This is a genomic window from Actinacidiphila sp. bgisy144 (assembly GCF_057708105.1).
In genome coordinates, this window is record NZ_JBYIRM010000010.1 from 18951 (window position 1) to 34067 (window position 15117).

Sequence of the window (15117 nt, forward strand, 5' to 3'; positions counted from 1 at the left end):
TCGCGTAGACATACCTGCCGCCACGGCGACGACCGGCCGGGAACGGGCCGTTTGAGCCGGCTTCGAAAGACGATGCTGATGATCACAGGCGCCGCGACGCTGGCCTTCGACGGGTCGCACATCGACGGACCGCTGTTCACCGCCGTCACGGACCTGGCCCGCGACACCCGCTGGCTCAACGGCTTCGTCGCATGGTGGACCAACGCCCAACTCGGAGTCTTCGCGGTCCTCATGGTCGTGGGCTGGTGGCGGGCCCGACGGCGGGACGGCGCCGCGATGGCGCTGGCGCTCGCCGTGCCGGTCAGCGTCGGGGTGGCCTTCGCCTGCGCCGAGGTGGTCAAGAAGATCGTCGCCGAGCAGCGGCCGTGCCGCTCCATGCCGCACGCCTTCATCGTCGAGACCTGCCCGGTGCCGAGCGACTACGCCTTCCCCAGCGGCCACACCACGGCGGCGGCCGCGTCCGTGGCCGCGCTCTTCCTGCTCGACCGCCGGCTCAGCGCGATCGCCGCGCTCTTCGCGGTGCTCGAAGCCTTCACGCGGGTCTACGTCGGCGCGCACTACCCGCACGACGTCGTCGGCTCCGCGCTGCTCGCCCTGCCGGTCGCCTACGCCAGCAGCCTGCTGATCGGCCGCCTCGCGGCCCCGACGATCACGCGGCTGCGGGTCCGCCGTCCGAACCCGTTCCTGGCCGACACCCGCTACGCCCCGCCCGCGCCCCGCGGCGCCGCGGACTCCGCCCCGAACAGCCGGAGTCAGGGCCAGGGCCAGAGCCACGGCCAGGGCCGCCACGCCCGACGCTGAGCGGCGCCGCCCCTCACCGCGGGTCGGGCCCCCACCGGGCGGGCCCGAGACCGCTCACGGGCGGCGGGCGAGGAAGACGAACTCCAGCCCCGGGCGGTCGGGGGCGTCCCGCACGCCGGCCACCTCGAAGCCGGCGGCGGCGAGGTCGGCCTCGACCTCCGCGCGGGTCCGGAAGCGCAGCGTCGAGTCCGAGGTCAGCGTCACGCCGTCGGCGGCGAAGACGTAGGTCGCCCGGAAGGTGACCAACGGCAGCGCCACGCTGGTCAGTTCGTGCCAGCTCTCGATCACGCCTGCGCCCGGGACCTCGGCCACCTGGTGGGAATTGGCACGCGTCCACCCCTCCCAGGCGCGCCGGTCCGGGTCCCGGGTCTCGAACACCAGGTGCCCGCCGGGCCGCAGGGCGTCGTACGCGCCGCGCAGCGTCGCCCGCCACACGTCCTGGTCGGTGACGGCCTGGGCGGCGTTCCCCGTCATCGTGGCAAGGTCGACCCGCAGCGGGGGCAGGGCGGTGGCGTCGCCGTGCAGCCAGCGCACGCGGTCGGCGCCCGGTTTGGCGCGGGCCACCTCGACGGACGCGAGCGCCGGGTCGACGCCCACGACGTCCAGGCCGCGGTCGGCCAGGAGCAGGGCGAGGACGCCCGTGCCGCAGCCGATGTCCAGGACGCTGCGCGCCCCCACCTCGTCGGCGAGCGCGAGATACGCCGCCAGGTCCCCGCGGTCCGGGTCGAGCGGGTCGTACAGCGCGGCCAGCCGCGCATGCCCGTAGCACTCGTCAGCCATGGGGCGACGGTACGGGGGCGGGGGCGCCCCGGCCACCGGTTTTCGCTGCGCCGCGCTCCATGCCGCTCACCTGCGGTGAGGGGCCGGCCGCTCATTCGTCACCGCCTTGACAGGTGACGCACCCGATGCCAGAGTGAAGCCGTGCCCGAGCCGGGAGCGACACGGCGAGGCGGCACCGACCGAGTGGAGGTTGGCCATGGAGAGCATCAAGATCACGGACAGCGCGGCCGCGGCGGCACGACGGGCACGGTTCGGCAGACTCCCGGAGCGGGTCCGCTTCGAGGACATGGTCGAGGTGGCTCCGGTGGAGGGGAAGGACCTCACGGACACCTACGCCGCGGACAAGTCCTTCATCTCCTACTCCTGCCTCGCCCTCGATCTGGGGCTCTGAGCCCCGGCCCCGCCGAAGGGGCGGCCGGCTGCGGGGCGGCGGGTTGGGGGGCGGTCAGATCGTCGGGCCGGCCGCGAGATCCGCGTCCTCGGCGGCGGGATCGGCGCCGGCGTCCGCGTCGGCGTCGCTGAGTCCGAGGCGCAGGTGCTCGGTGTGGTAGACGGCCTGGTCGAGGAGTTCGGCGACGTGGTTGTCGTACAGCGCGTAGACCACCGAGCGGCCCTGCCGGGTGCCGACGACCAGGCCGAGGTTGCGCAGCAGCCGTAGCTGGTGGGAGCAGGCGGACTGCTCCAGGCCGGCGGCGTGGGCCAGTTCGGTGGCCGCGCAGGGCCCTTCGCGCAGGCGGGCGAGGATCAGCAGCCGGGACGGGGTGGCCAGGGCCTGAAGCGTGGTCGCCACCCGCGCGGCGTTGTCCGCGTCCAGGCGCACGCGCGGGACGGCGTTCTTCGCGGGAGCGGCTCCATGACCCATGCGTCAATACTACAGACGACGCATGAAGGACTGTTCATTTGATCCTGTATCGTGGGCCGGGTCGTCCCTCCTGCCGATGGCCTGCCCGAAGGGTCCTGCCTGCCATGTCCTCCACCCTGACCGAGCGCCCCGCCCCCGGGCTGGCCGCTGCGTCCGCCGGAGACGCGCCGCGGCGGCGCACGTGGATCTTCGCGCTGCCCGAGGCCCGGTGGGCGCTCGCCGCGACGCTGCTGTTCCTGGTCGCGCTGCCCCTGCAACTGGCCGGCGCACCGGCGTGGGCATGGGGCCCGCCGTATGCGGTCGCCTACGCCGCCGGCGGCTGGGAACCGGCCTGGGCGGGGCTCCAGGCGCTCAGGGAGAAGACGCTCGACGTCGACCTGCTGATGATCGTCGCCGCGCTGGGTGCCGCCGCGGTGGGCCAGGTGATGGATGGCGCCCTGCTGATCGTCATCTTCGCCACCTCCGGCGCGCTGGAGGCCCTCGCCACCGCCCGCACCGCCGACTCCGTACGCGGCCTGCTCGACCTCGCCCCGGCCACCGCGACCCGGCTGCTGGACGACGGCACCGAGGAGACCGTCCCGACCGATCGGCTGGCCGTCGGCGACACCGTCCTGGTGCGCCCCGGCGAGCGGATCGGCGCCGACGCCAGGGTCCTGGACGGCGCGAGCGAGGTCGACCAGGCCACCATCACCGGCGAACCGCTGCCGGCCGTCAAGCACCCGGGCGACGAGGTGTTCGCCGGCACCCTCAACGGCACCGGCGCGCTGCGCGTCGCCGTCGAGCGGGACGCCTCCGACTCGGTGATCGCCCGGATCGTGCAGATGGTCGAGGAAGCCTCCGAGACCAAGGCCCCCACCCAGTTGTTCATCGAGAAGGTCGAGCAGCGGTACTCGATCGGCATGGTCGCCGCCACCCTGGCGGTGTTCGCGGTCCCGCTGGCGTTCGGCGCGGTGTTCACCGGCGCGCTGCTGCGGGCGATGACCTTCATGATCGTCGCCTCGCCGTGCGCGGTGGTACTGGCGACCATGCCGCCGCTGCTGTCCGCGATCGCCAACGCCGGCCGCCACGGCGTGCTGGTGAAGTCCGCCGTGGTGATGGAGCGGCTCGGCCGGGTGGACGCCGTCGCCCTGGACAAGACCGGCACCCTCACCGAAGGCACGCCCCGCGTCACCGACATCCGCCCGCTGCCCGGCTCCGGGCTGACCGAGGAGGAGTTGCTCGCGCTGGCCGCCGCGGCCGAGCACCCCAGCGAGCACCCGCTCGCCCGCGCGATCGTGGCCGCCGCCCGCGGCCGGGGCCTCGTGCCGGCCCCGGCCGAGGACTTCAGCTCCGTTCCCGGCGTCGGGGTGAGCGCCCACGTCGCCGGCCGCGCGGTCGCGGTCGGCGCCCCGGCCCGGCGCCTGCACGACCGCGCGGATGACGGCTCGGCCCACGCCGCCGCGGTCGCCGGCGCGCTGGAGGACGACGGCCGCACCGCCGTGCTGGTCGAGGCCGACGGCATCCCGGTCGGGGTGCTCGGGATCGCCGACCGGCTGCGCCCGGACGCCGCCGCCACCGTCGCCGCCTGCACGTCCCTGACCGGCACGGCGCCGATCCTGCTCACCGGCGACAACCCGCGCGCGGCCGCCCGCCTGGCCGCCGAGGCCGGCATCACCGACGTCCGCGCGGGGCTGCTGCCGCAGGACAAGGTCGCCGCGGTCAGGGAACGGGAGCAGGCCGGGCACAAGGTCATGGTGGTCGGCGACGGCGTCAACGACGCCCCCGCCCTGGCCGCCGCCCACACCGGCGTCGCGATGGGCCGGGCCGGCTCCGACCTCGCCCTGGAGACCGCGGACGCCGTCATCGTGCGCGACGAACTCGCCACGGTGCCCGCCGTGGTGGCGCTCTCCCGGCAGGCCCGCCGGCTCGTGGTGCAGAACCTGGTCGTCGCCTCGGTGTTCATCACCGGCCTGGTGGTCTGGGACCTGGCCGCCACCCTGCCGCTGCCGCTCGGCGTCCTCGGCCACGAGGGCTCCACGGTCATCGTCGGGCTCAACGGCCTGCGCCTGCTGCGCGAGTCGGCCTGGACCCGGGCCCGCGCCGAAGTCCTCCGGTGAGCCCTCGCCACCCCGACGGGCCCGCGGGCCGCGCCCGGCCCGCCCCCCTCGGCCGGCACGACCTCGGCGCCCGCCACCCGGACGTGCCCGCCGCCCGACGGCGCGAACGCGCCCGCGTCCGCGGCGAGGAGGACGTGCGGGCAGGCGCGGATGGCCGCAGCGGTGGACGTCCGGGCAGACGCCGGCCCTGCCACCGGTAACCGGTGGGGCTCGCCGGCCACCGCCGGCACCGTGGCGGCATGAAGCCGGCCGAATCGCGCCGGCGGCGACCGGTGAACGGTCGGTTGCCGCGACCCGGCGGACCGGCCCGGCCGGAGCACTACCGGAGCACTAGGGGTGCTGGAGGTAGTGGTCGGTGAGGTGGGCGGCGATGGCCAGGCAGGAGGTCGCGGCGGGGGAAGGGGCGTTGCGCAGGGCGATGACGGGGCCGAGGGCGGTGAGGGTGAAGTCGTCGACGAGGGCGCCGTGGGAGTCGAGGGCCTGGGCGCGGACGCCGGCGGGGGCGGGCAGGAGGTCGGCTGCGGTGAGGGCGGGGACGTAGCGGGCGGCCTGGGCGGCGAAGGCCCGCTTGGACAGGGAGCCGTGGAGTTCGTGCAGGCCGGCCCGCCAGTGGCGGCGGACGAGGCGGCGGGTGCCGGGCCAGGCGAGCGCGCGGCCGAGGTCGCGCAGGTCGACGTCGCGCCGCCGGTAGCCCTCGCGGGCGAGCGCGAGCACCGCGTTGGGGCCGATGTCCACGTGGCCGTCGACGCGGGGGGTGAGGTGGACCCCGAGGAAGGGGTAGGCCGGGTCGGGCACGGGGTAGACCAGCCCGCGCACCAGCCCGGCCCGCTCCGGGCGGAGCCGGTAGTACTCGCCGCGGAAGGCGAGGATCGCCGGGGAGGGCGCGTCGCCGGCCAGCCGCGCCACCGTGTCGGAGTACAGGCCCGCGCAGATCACCGCGCGGCGCAGCTCGTACGGCCGCCCGCCGCTGGTGACGGTGACGCCGTGCGGGCCGGGCCGGATCGCGGTCACCTCGGCGCCGAGCACCAGCCGCCCGCCGGCCGCGGTGACCTCCCCGGCCAGCGCCCGCGCCACCGCGCGGAAGTCGACGATGGCGGTGGTCGGCGAGTGCAGCGCGGCCAGTCCCCTGACCTCGGGCTCGACTTCGCGCAGCGCGGCCGGGTCGAGCCGCCGCACCCGGGGTACGCCGTTGGCGCGGGCCCGCTCCTGGAGGACGTCCAGCCGCGCCACCTCCTCGGGCGAGTGCGCGACGACGACCTTGCCGATCTCCCGGTAGGGCAGCGCGTGTTCGGCGCAGAACTCCTTGAGCAGCCCGACCCCGCGGCGGCACAGCACGGCCTTGAGCGAGCCGGGCGGGTAGTACAGGCCGGAGTGGACGACGCCGGAGTTGTGCCCGGACTGGTGGACGGCGACCTCCGGCTCCTTGTCGAAGACCACCACCTCGGCGCCGCGCTGGGCGAGCCGGCGGGCGACGGCCAGGCCGACCAGGCCGGCGCCCACCACGCCGACCGGCCGGCCCGAACCGCCGCCGCCGAACCCGGGTACTGCGTCCGCTGCCGGCATCGCGGCCCCGCCTTCTTCCGCTCGTCCCTGCCTGACGGCCTGACGGCCTGGCGCCGTGGCGTCATGGCGGGCCATGGCGGGCCATGGCGGGCCATGACGTCATGCCGTGCCCCCGAGCATAGAAGCAGCTTCAGCCGGGCAGCCCGGCCAGCCACGTCGTGAGGTGCGCGTTCACCTCGGCGGCGCGCTCCTGCTGGAGGAAGTGCCCGGCGCCCTCCAGGACATGGCAGCCGGCCAGCCCCGGCAGCGTTGCCGGATAGGCCGCGATGGCGTCCGCGAGCCAGGTCGTGGAGGCGTCCAGCGACCCGCCGAGGAAGAGGGAGGGCTGCCGGACCGGGGCGCCGTCGTAGGCGGCCAGGTCCTCCCAGTCGCGGTCCATGTTGCGGTAGCGGTTCAGCGCGCCGGTCAGTCCGGTACGTTCGAACTCCCCTGCGTAGAAGTCGAGTTCGGCCGAGCTGAGCCATGCGGGCAGCCCGGCGGCGGAGCCCTCGCCGCCGCCCGCGGCCCGGCCGCCGCCCGCCGCGGCCGGGAAGCGGTCCCTCAACTGCCCGCCGCGGGTGACGAAGTGGGGGTCCGGCGCCCCGGGCGGCGGCATGGTGCCCGCGGACAGCGCCGCGTAGAAACCGGCAAGCCAGCCCCGCACGTCCGGCTCGATCTCGGCCTCGGCGCGGCCGGGCTGCTGGAAGTAGGAGACGTAGAACTCCTCGTCGCCGCCCATCGCGGCGAAGACCTCGCTGGGCCGCGGGCCGCCGCGCGGCGTGTACGGCACGCTCAGCAGGCCCACCGCGCGGAAGACGTCCGGCCGGACCAGCGCGCTGTTCGCCGCGATCGCCGCACCCCAGTCGTGGCCGACCACCACCGCCGTCCGCTCGCCGAGCGCCTCCACCACCGCGGCGGTGTCCGCCACCAGCTCCAGCATGCGGTACGCCGCCGGGTCCGCGGGCTTGGACGAGCGGCCGTAGCCGCGTACGTCGAGGGCGACCGCGCGGTAGCCGGCGGCGGCCAGCGCGGGCAGTTGGCGGCGCCAGGAGTACCAGGACTCGGGGAAGCCGTGCACGAGCAGCACCAGCGGCCCGCTGCCCGACTCCACCACATGGGTGCGCCCCGCGGGTGTCGCGAGCAGTCGGTGGGTGCCGGCTGCGTCGCCGGTGTGCTGGGTCATCTGGGCCTCCCTGGTCCGTACGGCCTGGTCAACGGGGCGCGGCGTCCTGCCGCCGGGCCCTGACCCGATCATCCGGGCGGCGGCCGCCCGTGGCCGACCCGCCTTGCCGGTCCGGCAAAAGGACCGCCCGTTCCGACGCAACCGGGGCCGCCACGGCATCCCCTCAGCGCACCCGCGGGCCGCCCATGGCAAGCCCTCGACCCGCCCCCGGCGCGCCCTCAGCTCCGCCAGCGCACCGCCAGCGTCGGCGGCTTGCGGAAGACCAGGCCGCGCGGCGCGCTCGGCCGCTGCGGGTCGAGCCGCAGCTCCGGCAGCCGTTCGAGGCAGGCGCGCAGCGCGACCTTCGCCTCCAGCCGGGCCAGGTGGGCGCCGACGCAGTAGTGCGGGCCGTGGGCGAAGGCCAGTTGGAGCCGGGTGTTGGGGCGGCGCACGTCGAAGCGGTCGGGGTCGGCGAAGACCTCCGGGTCGCGGTTGGCGCCGGCCAGCGAGACGGTGACGAGATCGCCGGCGCGGACCCGTACGCCGGCGAGGTCCGCGTCGCCGGTGGCGTAGCGGTCGACCACCGCGGCACCGGGCTCCAGCCGCAGTGACTCCTCGACGGCGTTGTCCAACAGGGCGTCGTCGGCGAGGAGTTCGGGTACCACGGCGGGCTCGGTGAGGATGTGCAGCAGCGCGTTGGCGATCATCGCCTCGGTGGTCTCGATGCCGCCGAAGAGCAACACGGCCGCGTTGGAGGCCAGTTCGGCCGGGCCGAGCCGGCCGTCGGCGGCCGCCCGCACCAGCAGGGAGTCCGCGGCGCCGGCGTCCAGGGTGCCGGCGACCGCCGTGCGCAGCGCCGTGTAGGCGGCCGGGCCCTCCGCTCCGGCGTCCTCGCCGTGGGTGAGCCGGTCCACCGCCCGCACGATCGCGTCGTACCACGCCAGGATCGCGGGTACGGGCACGCCGGTCAGCCCCAGCACCTCGGCCATCACCACCGCGGCGAGCGGACCGGCGAAGTCGCGGCGCAACTCGGCGGCGCCCTGCGGCGCGAGGGCGTCGAGCAGCCGGCCGGCCTCGCGCGCCACGGCCGGTGCGAAGGCGGCGTGCACCGCCCGCGGCCGGAAGGGGGCCACGAACGGGTCGCGGTGGCGGGCGTGTTCGGGTCCGTCCAGCGAGAGCATGCTCGGGCCGACGACCTGCGCGGTGGTGAAGCGCGGGTCGTCCACGGTGTAGGTGGCGGCGTCCCGCATGACCTCCACGGCCAGGGCCCGCCCGGTCACCATCCACCCGCCGAGCGCGGGCAGCCACACCACGGGGGCGCTCGCGCGCAGCTCGGCCAGGTGCGGGTGGGGATCTTCGGCGAGCTCGGCGAGGGTGACCACGCGACGAACCCTAACCCGGCCTCCCGGGCCCCTCCGGCCCGCCCCCGCCGCAGCCCCGGCCCGGGCGGCGGGCGGACGCGGCGCGGGGCCCGCGGGCGGGTCAGTAGCCGCGGCGGAGGGTGGCGGCGTGGGCGTCGTCGAGGCGGCTGGCGCGGCGCCGGCGCTCGGCGGAGAGTTCGGCGACGGCGTCGGCTAGGGCGGCGAGGATCGCCTCGACGGCGGGGTCGTCGATGCGGGCGGGCAGGTCGGGTGGGCCGGCGGGGGCGGGCGCGGGCAGGCCGAGCGCGGGGTCGGGCGGCGGGGGCGGCGGGGCGCCGACGGTCGCGGCCAGCGCGAGCAGCACCGGTTCGTCGGCCGCCCAGCGGTGCGCGGCGCGGCGCCGGTCCGCGGTGTCCAGCAGCACCGTGCGGCTGCCGCCGAAGGCCAGCCAGCGCCGCTTGCGCTGCCGGGCGACGGTGCCCTCGTCGGTGAGGACGGCCAGGTACGCGGCAGCCAGCCCGCGGCCGCGGCGCCACAGCCACTCGTCCACCGTCTCGAAGGGCAGCGTGCGGGACAGCGCGGCGGCGGCCTCGCCCAGCAGCCGGTCGTCGTGCGGCAGCCGCTCGCCCGGTACGACCCGGCCGCCGGTGAGCGTGGCCGCGCCGGACCGCAGCAGGTCCACCAGTTCCGCCGCGGCCAGCCCCAGCGAGAGGTCGCCGGGCGCCACCTCGCGGCCGGACGGCAGGTCCAACGTGGTGATCAGGAAATCACGCGCTGTGGTCATGGCTGCTTCCCGTTCCGGATGACGGCGGCGGTGGCGACGGCGGCCGTCGTACGGTCGCGCCGCCCTCGGCCCACGCCTCGATTATCCCTCCCCGCGATCTCCGTGCCGGAGCCGCCCCGCCTCCGCGGCCACGGCCCGTGCTCCCGGGTCCGCGCCAGGACCCGCGCCGGCTCCCGCGTCAGGACCCGCCCCGGGGCCCGCGTCAAGACACCGTCAAGGCCGCAGGTGAGCGCGTCAGGAAGGCGCTAACGGACGGCTCCGGGCGGCCCCGGACGGGCTTCAGTGGGAGCGCCCGCCGACCGGTCCACGGCCCGCGGGCGGTCCCGTCCCCTTCCGAACCACTGCACCGGGGTGCTCACGCATGCCAGACCTGTTGTTCCTTCTCCTCACCGTCGTGGTGTTCGCCGTCATCGGCCTGGTCGCCAAGGGGGTGGAACGGCTGTGAGCGCCGAGAACATCGTCGGCCTCGTCGTCGCCGTGGCCCTGGTCGGCTACCTGGTGGTGGCCCTGATCCGCCCGGAGAAGTTCTCGTGAACGACACCCTCGCCGGCTGGTTGCAGATCCTCGCGCTGCTGGCCGTGCTCGCCCTGTCCTACCGGCCGCTGGGCGACTACCTGGCCCATGTGCTGACCTCCCCCCGCCACCTGCGGGTGGAGCGGCTGCTCTACCGCGTCGGCGGCGTCGACGGCGACGCCGACCAGCGCTGGCCGGTCTACCTGCGCAGCGTGCTGGCGTTCTCCGCGGTCTCCGTGCTGTTCCTGTACGGGCTGCAACGGCTCCAGAACCACCTGCTGCTGGCCATCGGCATGAAGGCGGTGGCGCCGGGCGTGGCCTTCAACACCGCGGCGTCGTTCGTCACCAACACCAACTGGCAGTCGTACTCGGGTGAGACCACCATGGGCCACCTGGTGCAGATGGCCGGGCTGGCGGTGCAGAACTTCGTGTCGGCCGCGGTCGGCATCGCGGTGGTCGCCGCCCTGATCCGCGGCTTCACCCGCAAGCGCACCGACCGGGTCGGCAACTTCTGGGTGGACCTGACCCGGATCGTGCTGCGGGTGCTGCTGCCGATCGCCTTCGTCTTCGCGATCGTGCTGGTCGCGGGCGGCGCGGTGCAGAACTTCCACGGCGTGCAGTCGCTCACCACCATCGCCGGCGACCACCAGAGCCTGACCGGCGGACCGGTCGCCTCGCAGGAGGTCATCAAGGAGCTGGGCACCAACGGCGGCGGCTTCTACAACGCCAACTCCGCCCACCCCTTCGAGAACCCCAACGCCTTCACCAACCTGGTGGAGATCTACCTGCTGCTGGTCATCGCGGTCAGCCTGCCGCGCACCTTCGGGAAGATGGTCGGCGACCGGCGCCAGGGCTACGCGATCCTCGCGGTGATGGCGCTGATCTGGGCCGCTTCGGTGGCGGTGATCACCGTCAACGAGCTGCACAGCGTGCACAGCGCGGCCGGGCACGCGGCCGGCGGCATGCTGGAGGGCAAGGAGCAGCGGATCGGCGTGTGGGGCTCGGCGCTGTTCGCCACGTCCACCACGCTCACCTCGACCGGCGCGGTCGACTCCTTCCACGACTCGTACTCGCCGCTCGGCGGCGGCATGACGATCTTCAACATGATGCTGGGCGAGATCGCGCCCGGCGGCACCGGCTCGGGCCTGTACGGGATGCTGATCCTCGCGGTGATCGCGGTGTTCGTGGCCGGGCTGATGGTCGGGCGCACCCCGGAGTACCTGGGCAAGAAGCTCGGCGGCCGGGAGATCAAGTTCGCCTCGCTGTACATCCTCACCACCCCCGCGATCGTGCTGGTCGGCGCGGGCCTGGCGATGGCGCTGCCCGGCGAGCGGGCCGGGATGCTCAACTCCGGCGCGCACGGCTTCTCCGAGGTGCTGTACGCCTTCACGTCGGCGGCGAACAACAACGGCTCGGCGTTCGCGGGGCTGTCGGTCAACACCAACTGGTACAACACCGCGCTCGGCCTGGCGATGCTCGCCGGCCGGTTCCTGCCGATGGTGTTCGTGCTCGCGCTGGCCGGCTCGCTCGGCCGCCAGCAGCCGGTGCCCGCGACCGCGGGCACCCTGCCCACCCACCGGCCGCAGTTCGTCGGCCTGCTCACCGCGGTGATCGTCATCGTGGTCGGGCTCACCTACTTCCCGGCGCTCGCGCTGGGACCGCTCGCGGAAGGTCTGCACTGATGTCGTCTCTGACCACTTCGAAACCCCCCGCGGCGCCGGGTGCGGCGCCGCAGCCCGCCGCGGGCGGCCGGGTCGGCGGCGGCATGCTCGACCCGAAACAGCTGCTGGCGTCGCTGCCGGACGCGTGCCGCAAGCTCGACCCCCGGGTGATGGTGCGGAACCCGGTGATGTTCGTGGTCGAGGTCGGCTCGGTGCTCACCACGCTGGAGGCAGTGAAGGACCCGAGCGTCTTCGCCTGGGTGATCACCGTGTGGCTGTGGCTGACCGTGGTCTTCGCCAACCTCTCCGAGGCGGTGGCCGAGGGGCGCGGCAAGGCGCAGGCCGAGTCGCTGCGCCGGACCCGGACCGCCACCACCGCGCGGCGGCTGGCCGGCTGGCAGCCGGGCGGCTCCTCCTCGGAACCGGCCGGCACCGAGGAGGAGGTGCCGGCGTCCTCGCTGTGCGTGGGCGACCACGTCGTGGTGGCGGCCGGGCAGACCATCCCCGGCGACGGCGATGTCGTCGAAGGCGTCGCGTCCGTCGACGAGTCGGCGATCACCGGCGAGTCCGCGCCGGTGATCCGCGAGTCCGGCGGCGACCGCTGCGCGGTGACCGGCGGCACCTCGGTGCTGTCGGACCGGATCGTCGTGAGGATCACCTCCAAGCCCGGGGAGACCTTCATCGACCGGATGATCGCGCTGGTGGAGGGCGCGGCGCGGCAGCGCACGCCGAACGAGATCGCGCTGAACATCCTGCTGGCGTCGCTGACCATCGTCTTCCTGCTGGCCGTGGTCACCCTCCAGCCGTTCGCGGTCTACGCGGGCGCCGAGCAGTCCCTGGTGATCCTGGTGTCGCTGGTGGTGGCGCTCATCCCGACCACGATCGGGGCGCTGCTGTCGGCGATCGGCATCGCGGGCATGGACCGGCTGGTGCAGCGCAACGTACTGGCGATGTCCGGGCGGGCGGTCGAGGCGGCGGGCGACGTGACCACGCTGCTGCTGGACAAGACCGGCACCATCACGCTGGGCAACCGGCAGGCCGCCGACTTCCTGCCCGCGCCGGGGGTCAGCGCGCAGCAGCTGGCGGACGCCGCGCAGTTGGCGTCGCTGGCCGACGAGACACCCGAGGGCCGCTCGGTGGTGGTGCTCGCCAAGGAGCGGTACGGGCTGCGCGGCCGCGGCGAGGGCGAGTTGGCGGGGGCGGAGTTCGTGCCGTTCACCGCGCAGACCCGGATGAGCGGGGTGGACCTCGGCGAGGAGGGCGCCGAACGCGCGCTGCGCAAGGGCGCGGCGGCCGCGGTGACGCAGTGGATACGCGACAACGGCGGCTCTCCCGCCGAGGAGGTCGGCCCGATGGTCGACGCGATCGCCGGCAGCGGCGGCACCCCGCTGGTCGTCGGCGAGGTGGTGCGGCGGCGCGACGGCGCGGCCACCGCCTCGGTCCTCGGGGTCATCCACCTCAAGGACGTGGTCAAGGAGGGCATGCGGGAGCGGTTCGACGAGCTGCGCCGGATGGGCATCCGCACGGTGATGATCACCGGCGACAACCCGCTGACGGCCAAGGCCATCGCCGACGAGGCGGGGGTCGACGACTTCCTCGCCGAGGCCACGCCCGAGGACAAGCTCGCGCTGATCAAACGGGAGCAGGCCGGCGGCAAGCTCGTCGCCATGACCGGCGACGGCACCAACGACGCCCCCGCCCTCGCCCAGGCCGACGTCGGCGTCGCCATGAACACCGGCACCTCCGCCGCCAAGGAGGCGGGGAACATGGTGGACCTGGACTCCAATCCGACCAAGCTCATCGAGATCGTCGAGATCGGCAAGCAGCTCCTGATCACCCGCGGCGCGCTGACCACCTTCTCCATCGCCAACGACGTCGCCAAGTACTTCGCGATCATCCCCGCGATGTTCGCCGGGGTCTACCCGGGGCTGCGCCACCTGAACGTGATGGGCCTGCACAGCCCGAGCTCCGCGATCACCTCGGCGATCGTCTTCAACGCGCTGATCATCGTGGCCCTGATCCCGCTGGCCCTGCGCGGGGTGCGCTACAAGCCGTCCTCGGCCGCGGCGCTGCTCAGCCGCAACATCTGGGTCTACGGCCTGGGCGGCCTGGTGCTGCCCTTCGCCGGGATCAAACTCATCGACCTCGTCGTGCAGTTCATCCCCGGGCTGCGCTGAGCGCGCCCGGCTGCGAAGAGTAAGGAAGCCCCCATGCGTATCGTGCGCAACCACCTGGCGGCCCTGCGGATGCTGCTGGTCTTCACCGTGCTGTGCGGGTTGGCGTATCCGCTGCTGGTCACCGGCGTCGCCCAGGCGGCGTTCCCGGCGAAGGCCAACGGCTCGCGGGTGGAGCTGGACGGCAAGGCCGTCGGCTCCAGCCTGATCGGGCAGAACTTCGACCTGCCCAAGAAGAACCCGAACGACCCCGACGAGGTGGCCAAGCCCGACCCGAAGTACTTCCAGCCGCGCCCCTCGGCCGGGTCGTACGACCCGCTGGCGTCCGGCGCGTCCAACCTCGGCCCGAACGACCCGGACCTGGTGAAGACGATCAAGGAGCGCCGCGCCGCGGTCGCCGCGTTCGACGGGGTGGACCCGGCGGACGTGCCGGCCGACGCGGTCACCGCGTCGGGCTCCGGGCTGGACGCCGACATCTCCCCGGCGTACGCGGCCGAGCAGGTCGACCGGGTCGCGAAGGCCCGCCACCTGAGCACCGCCGTGGTGCGGCAGCTGGTGGCGGAGCACACCCACGGCCGGCCGCTGGGCTTCCTGGGCGCGCCGTACGTCGACGTGGTCACCCTCGACCTGGCGCTCGCGAAGCTGGGTTGAGCGTGACGCGCATCCTCGTCGTGGACGACGAGCCGCAGATCGTCCGGGCCCTGGTGATCAACCTGCGGGCGCGCCGCTACGAGGTGGACGCCGCCCACGACGGCGCGACCGCGCTGCGGATGGCCGCGGACCGGCACCCGGACGTGGTGCTGCTCGACCTCGGGCTGCCCGACATGGACGGCACCGACGTCATCGCCGGGATCAGGGGCTGGAGCCGGGTGCCGATCATCGTGCTGTCGGCCCGGCACAGCTCCGACGAGAAGGTGGAGGCGCTGGACGCGGGCGCGGACGACTACGTCACCAAGCCGTTCGCGATGGACGAGCTGCTCGCCCGGCTGCGGGCGGCCGAGCGGCGCCGCTCCGGCCGGGAGCCGGAGCCGGCCGCCGCCCGGCTGGAGACCGCCGCCTTCACCGTGGACCTCGCGGCGAAGAAGGCGACCCGGCACGGTGCGGACGTCCGGCTGACCCCCACCGAGTGGCACCTGCTGGAGGCGCTGGTCCGCACCCCGGGCCGGCTGGTCAGCCAGCAGCAGCTGCTGCGCGACGTGTGGGGGCCGTCGTACCGGACGGAGACGAACTACCTGCGGGTGTACATGGCGCAGTTGCGGCGGAAGCTGGAGGACGATCCGACCCGGCCGCGGCACTTCGTCACCGAGCCGGGGATGGGGTACCGGTTCGAGCCGTGAGCGCCGGTCGAGCCGCGGGCCGATGCCGATCCGAGCCGGGGGCC

Annotated in this window: 14 protein-coding genes; 8 read left to right on the forward strand and 6 right to left on the reverse strand. The window is 74.8% G+C overall.

The window, feature by feature from the left end; genetic code table 11:
• Positions 1-78: 78 nt before the first annotated feature.
• A complete protein-coding gene (locus tag AC3EVP_RS13905) occupies positions 79-801 on the forward strand; it encodes a phosphatase PAP2 family protein (RefSeq protein ID WP_435129861.1) in 723 nt (240 codons plus the stop codon).
• Positions 802-855: 54 nt separating this feature from the next.
• Here the strand turns inward: AC3EVP_RS13905 and AC3EVP_RS13910 are convergent, their stop codons facing one another.
• Positions 856-1581 carry a class I SAM-dependent methyltransferase gene (locus AC3EVP_RS13910; RefSeq protein ID WP_435129864.1) on the reverse strand — a complete coding sequence of 242 codons (726 nt, stop codon included), beginning with the start codon at positions 1579-1581 and terminating at the stop codon, positions 856-858.
• 196 nt (positions 1582-1777) lie between these two features.
• Here AC3EVP_RS13910 and AC3EVP_RS13915 point away from each other — a divergent pair, with 196 nt between their 5' ends.
• On the forward strand, positions 1778-1972 hold the full coding sequence (locus tag AC3EVP_RS13915; protein ID WP_435129867.1) for a hypothetical protein: 195 nt from the start codon (positions 1778-1780) through the stop codon (positions 1970-1972).
• Positions 1973-2026: 54 nt separating this feature from the next.
• Here AC3EVP_RS13915 and AC3EVP_RS13920 read toward each other — a convergent pair whose 3' ends face one another.
• Complete coding sequence (locus AC3EVP_RS13920; protein WP_335979820.1) at positions 2027-2443, reverse strand: ArsR/SmtB family transcription factor; 417 nt, start codon at positions 2441-2443, stop codon at positions 2027-2029.
• A gap of 104 nt (positions 2444-2547) precedes the next feature.
• Between AC3EVP_RS13920 and AC3EVP_RS13925 the strand changes: the two genes are divergently transcribed.
• On the forward strand, positions 2548-4539 hold the full coding sequence (locus tag AC3EVP_RS13925) for a heavy metal translocating P-type ATPase (RefSeq protein WP_435129870.1): 1992 nt from the start codon (positions 2548-2550) through the stop codon (positions 4537-4539).
• A 330-nt stretch (positions 4540-4869) separates the two neighbouring features.
• Here the strand turns inward: AC3EVP_RS13925 and lhgO are convergent, their stop codons facing one another.
• From lhgO to AC3EVP_RS13945, 4 genes are all read right to left on the reverse strand, one after another.
• Positions 4870-6102, reverse strand: a complete 1233-nt coding sequence (gene lhgO / locus AC3EVP_RS13930) for an L-2-hydroxyglutarate oxidase (protein ID WP_435129873.1) — start codon at positions 6100-6102, stop codon at positions 4870-4872.
• Between the two features lie 130 nt (positions 6103-6232).
• Positions 6233-7264: an alpha/beta hydrolase gene (locus tag AC3EVP_RS13935; RefSeq protein WP_435129876.1), complete on the reverse strand. Its 1032-nt coding sequence runs from the start codon at positions 7262-7264 to the stop codon at positions 6233-6235.
• A gap of 218 nt (positions 7265-7482) precedes the next feature.
• Positions 7483-8625, reverse strand: a complete 1143-nt coding sequence (locus AC3EVP_RS13940; protein WP_435129879.1) for a cytochrome P450 — start codon at positions 8623-8625, stop codon at positions 7483-7485.
• A gap of 100 nt (positions 8626-8725) precedes the next feature.
• A complete protein-coding gene (locus AC3EVP_RS13945) occupies positions 8726-9388 on the reverse strand; it encodes a GPP34 family phosphoprotein (protein ID WP_335979831.1) in 663 nt (220 codons plus the stop codon).
• Positions 9389-9829: 441 nt separating this feature from the next.
• On the opposite strand from AC3EVP_RS13945, the gene kdpF reads away from it, so the two are divergent.
• Genes kdpF through AC3EVP_RS13970 form a run of 5 tightly spaced genes read left to right on the forward strand, consistent with a single transcriptional unit; the run spans position 9830 to position 15073 of the window.
• Positions 9830-9922, forward strand: a complete 93-nt coding sequence (gene kdpF / locus AC3EVP_RS13950; RefSeq protein ID WP_335979832.1) for a K(+)-transporting ATPase subunit F — start codon at positions 9830-9832, stop codon at positions 9920-9922.
• The gene (gene kdpA, locus AC3EVP_RS13955; RefSeq protein ID WP_335979835.1) at positions 9919-11583 is read left to right on the forward strand and encodes a potassium-transporting ATPase subunit KdpA; all 1665 of its coding nucleotides are present in this window, start codon (positions 9919-9921) and stop codon (positions 11581-11583) included. Before kdpF ends, kdpA begins: the two co-directional genes overlap by 4 nt.
• Positions 11583-13739, forward strand: a complete 2157-nt coding sequence (kdpB, locus tag AC3EVP_RS13960) for a potassium-transporting ATPase subunit KdpB (RefSeq protein ID WP_435129884.1) — start codon at positions 11583-11585, stop codon at positions 13737-13739. Before kdpA ends, kdpB begins: the two co-directional genes overlap by 1 nt.
• A 33-nt stretch (positions 13740-13772) precedes the next feature.
• On the forward strand, positions 13773-14387 hold the full coding sequence (gene kdpC / locus AC3EVP_RS13965) for a potassium-transporting ATPase subunit KdpC (protein ID WP_335979837.1): 615 nt from the start codon (positions 13773-13775) through the stop codon (positions 14385-14387).
• A 2-nt stretch (positions 14388-14389) separates the two neighbouring features.
• Entirely contained in the window at positions 14390-15073 is a 684-nt protein-coding gene (locus AC3EVP_RS13970; protein ID WP_335979838.1) for a response regulator, read from the forward strand.
• Positions 15074-15117: the final 44 nt, after the last annotated feature.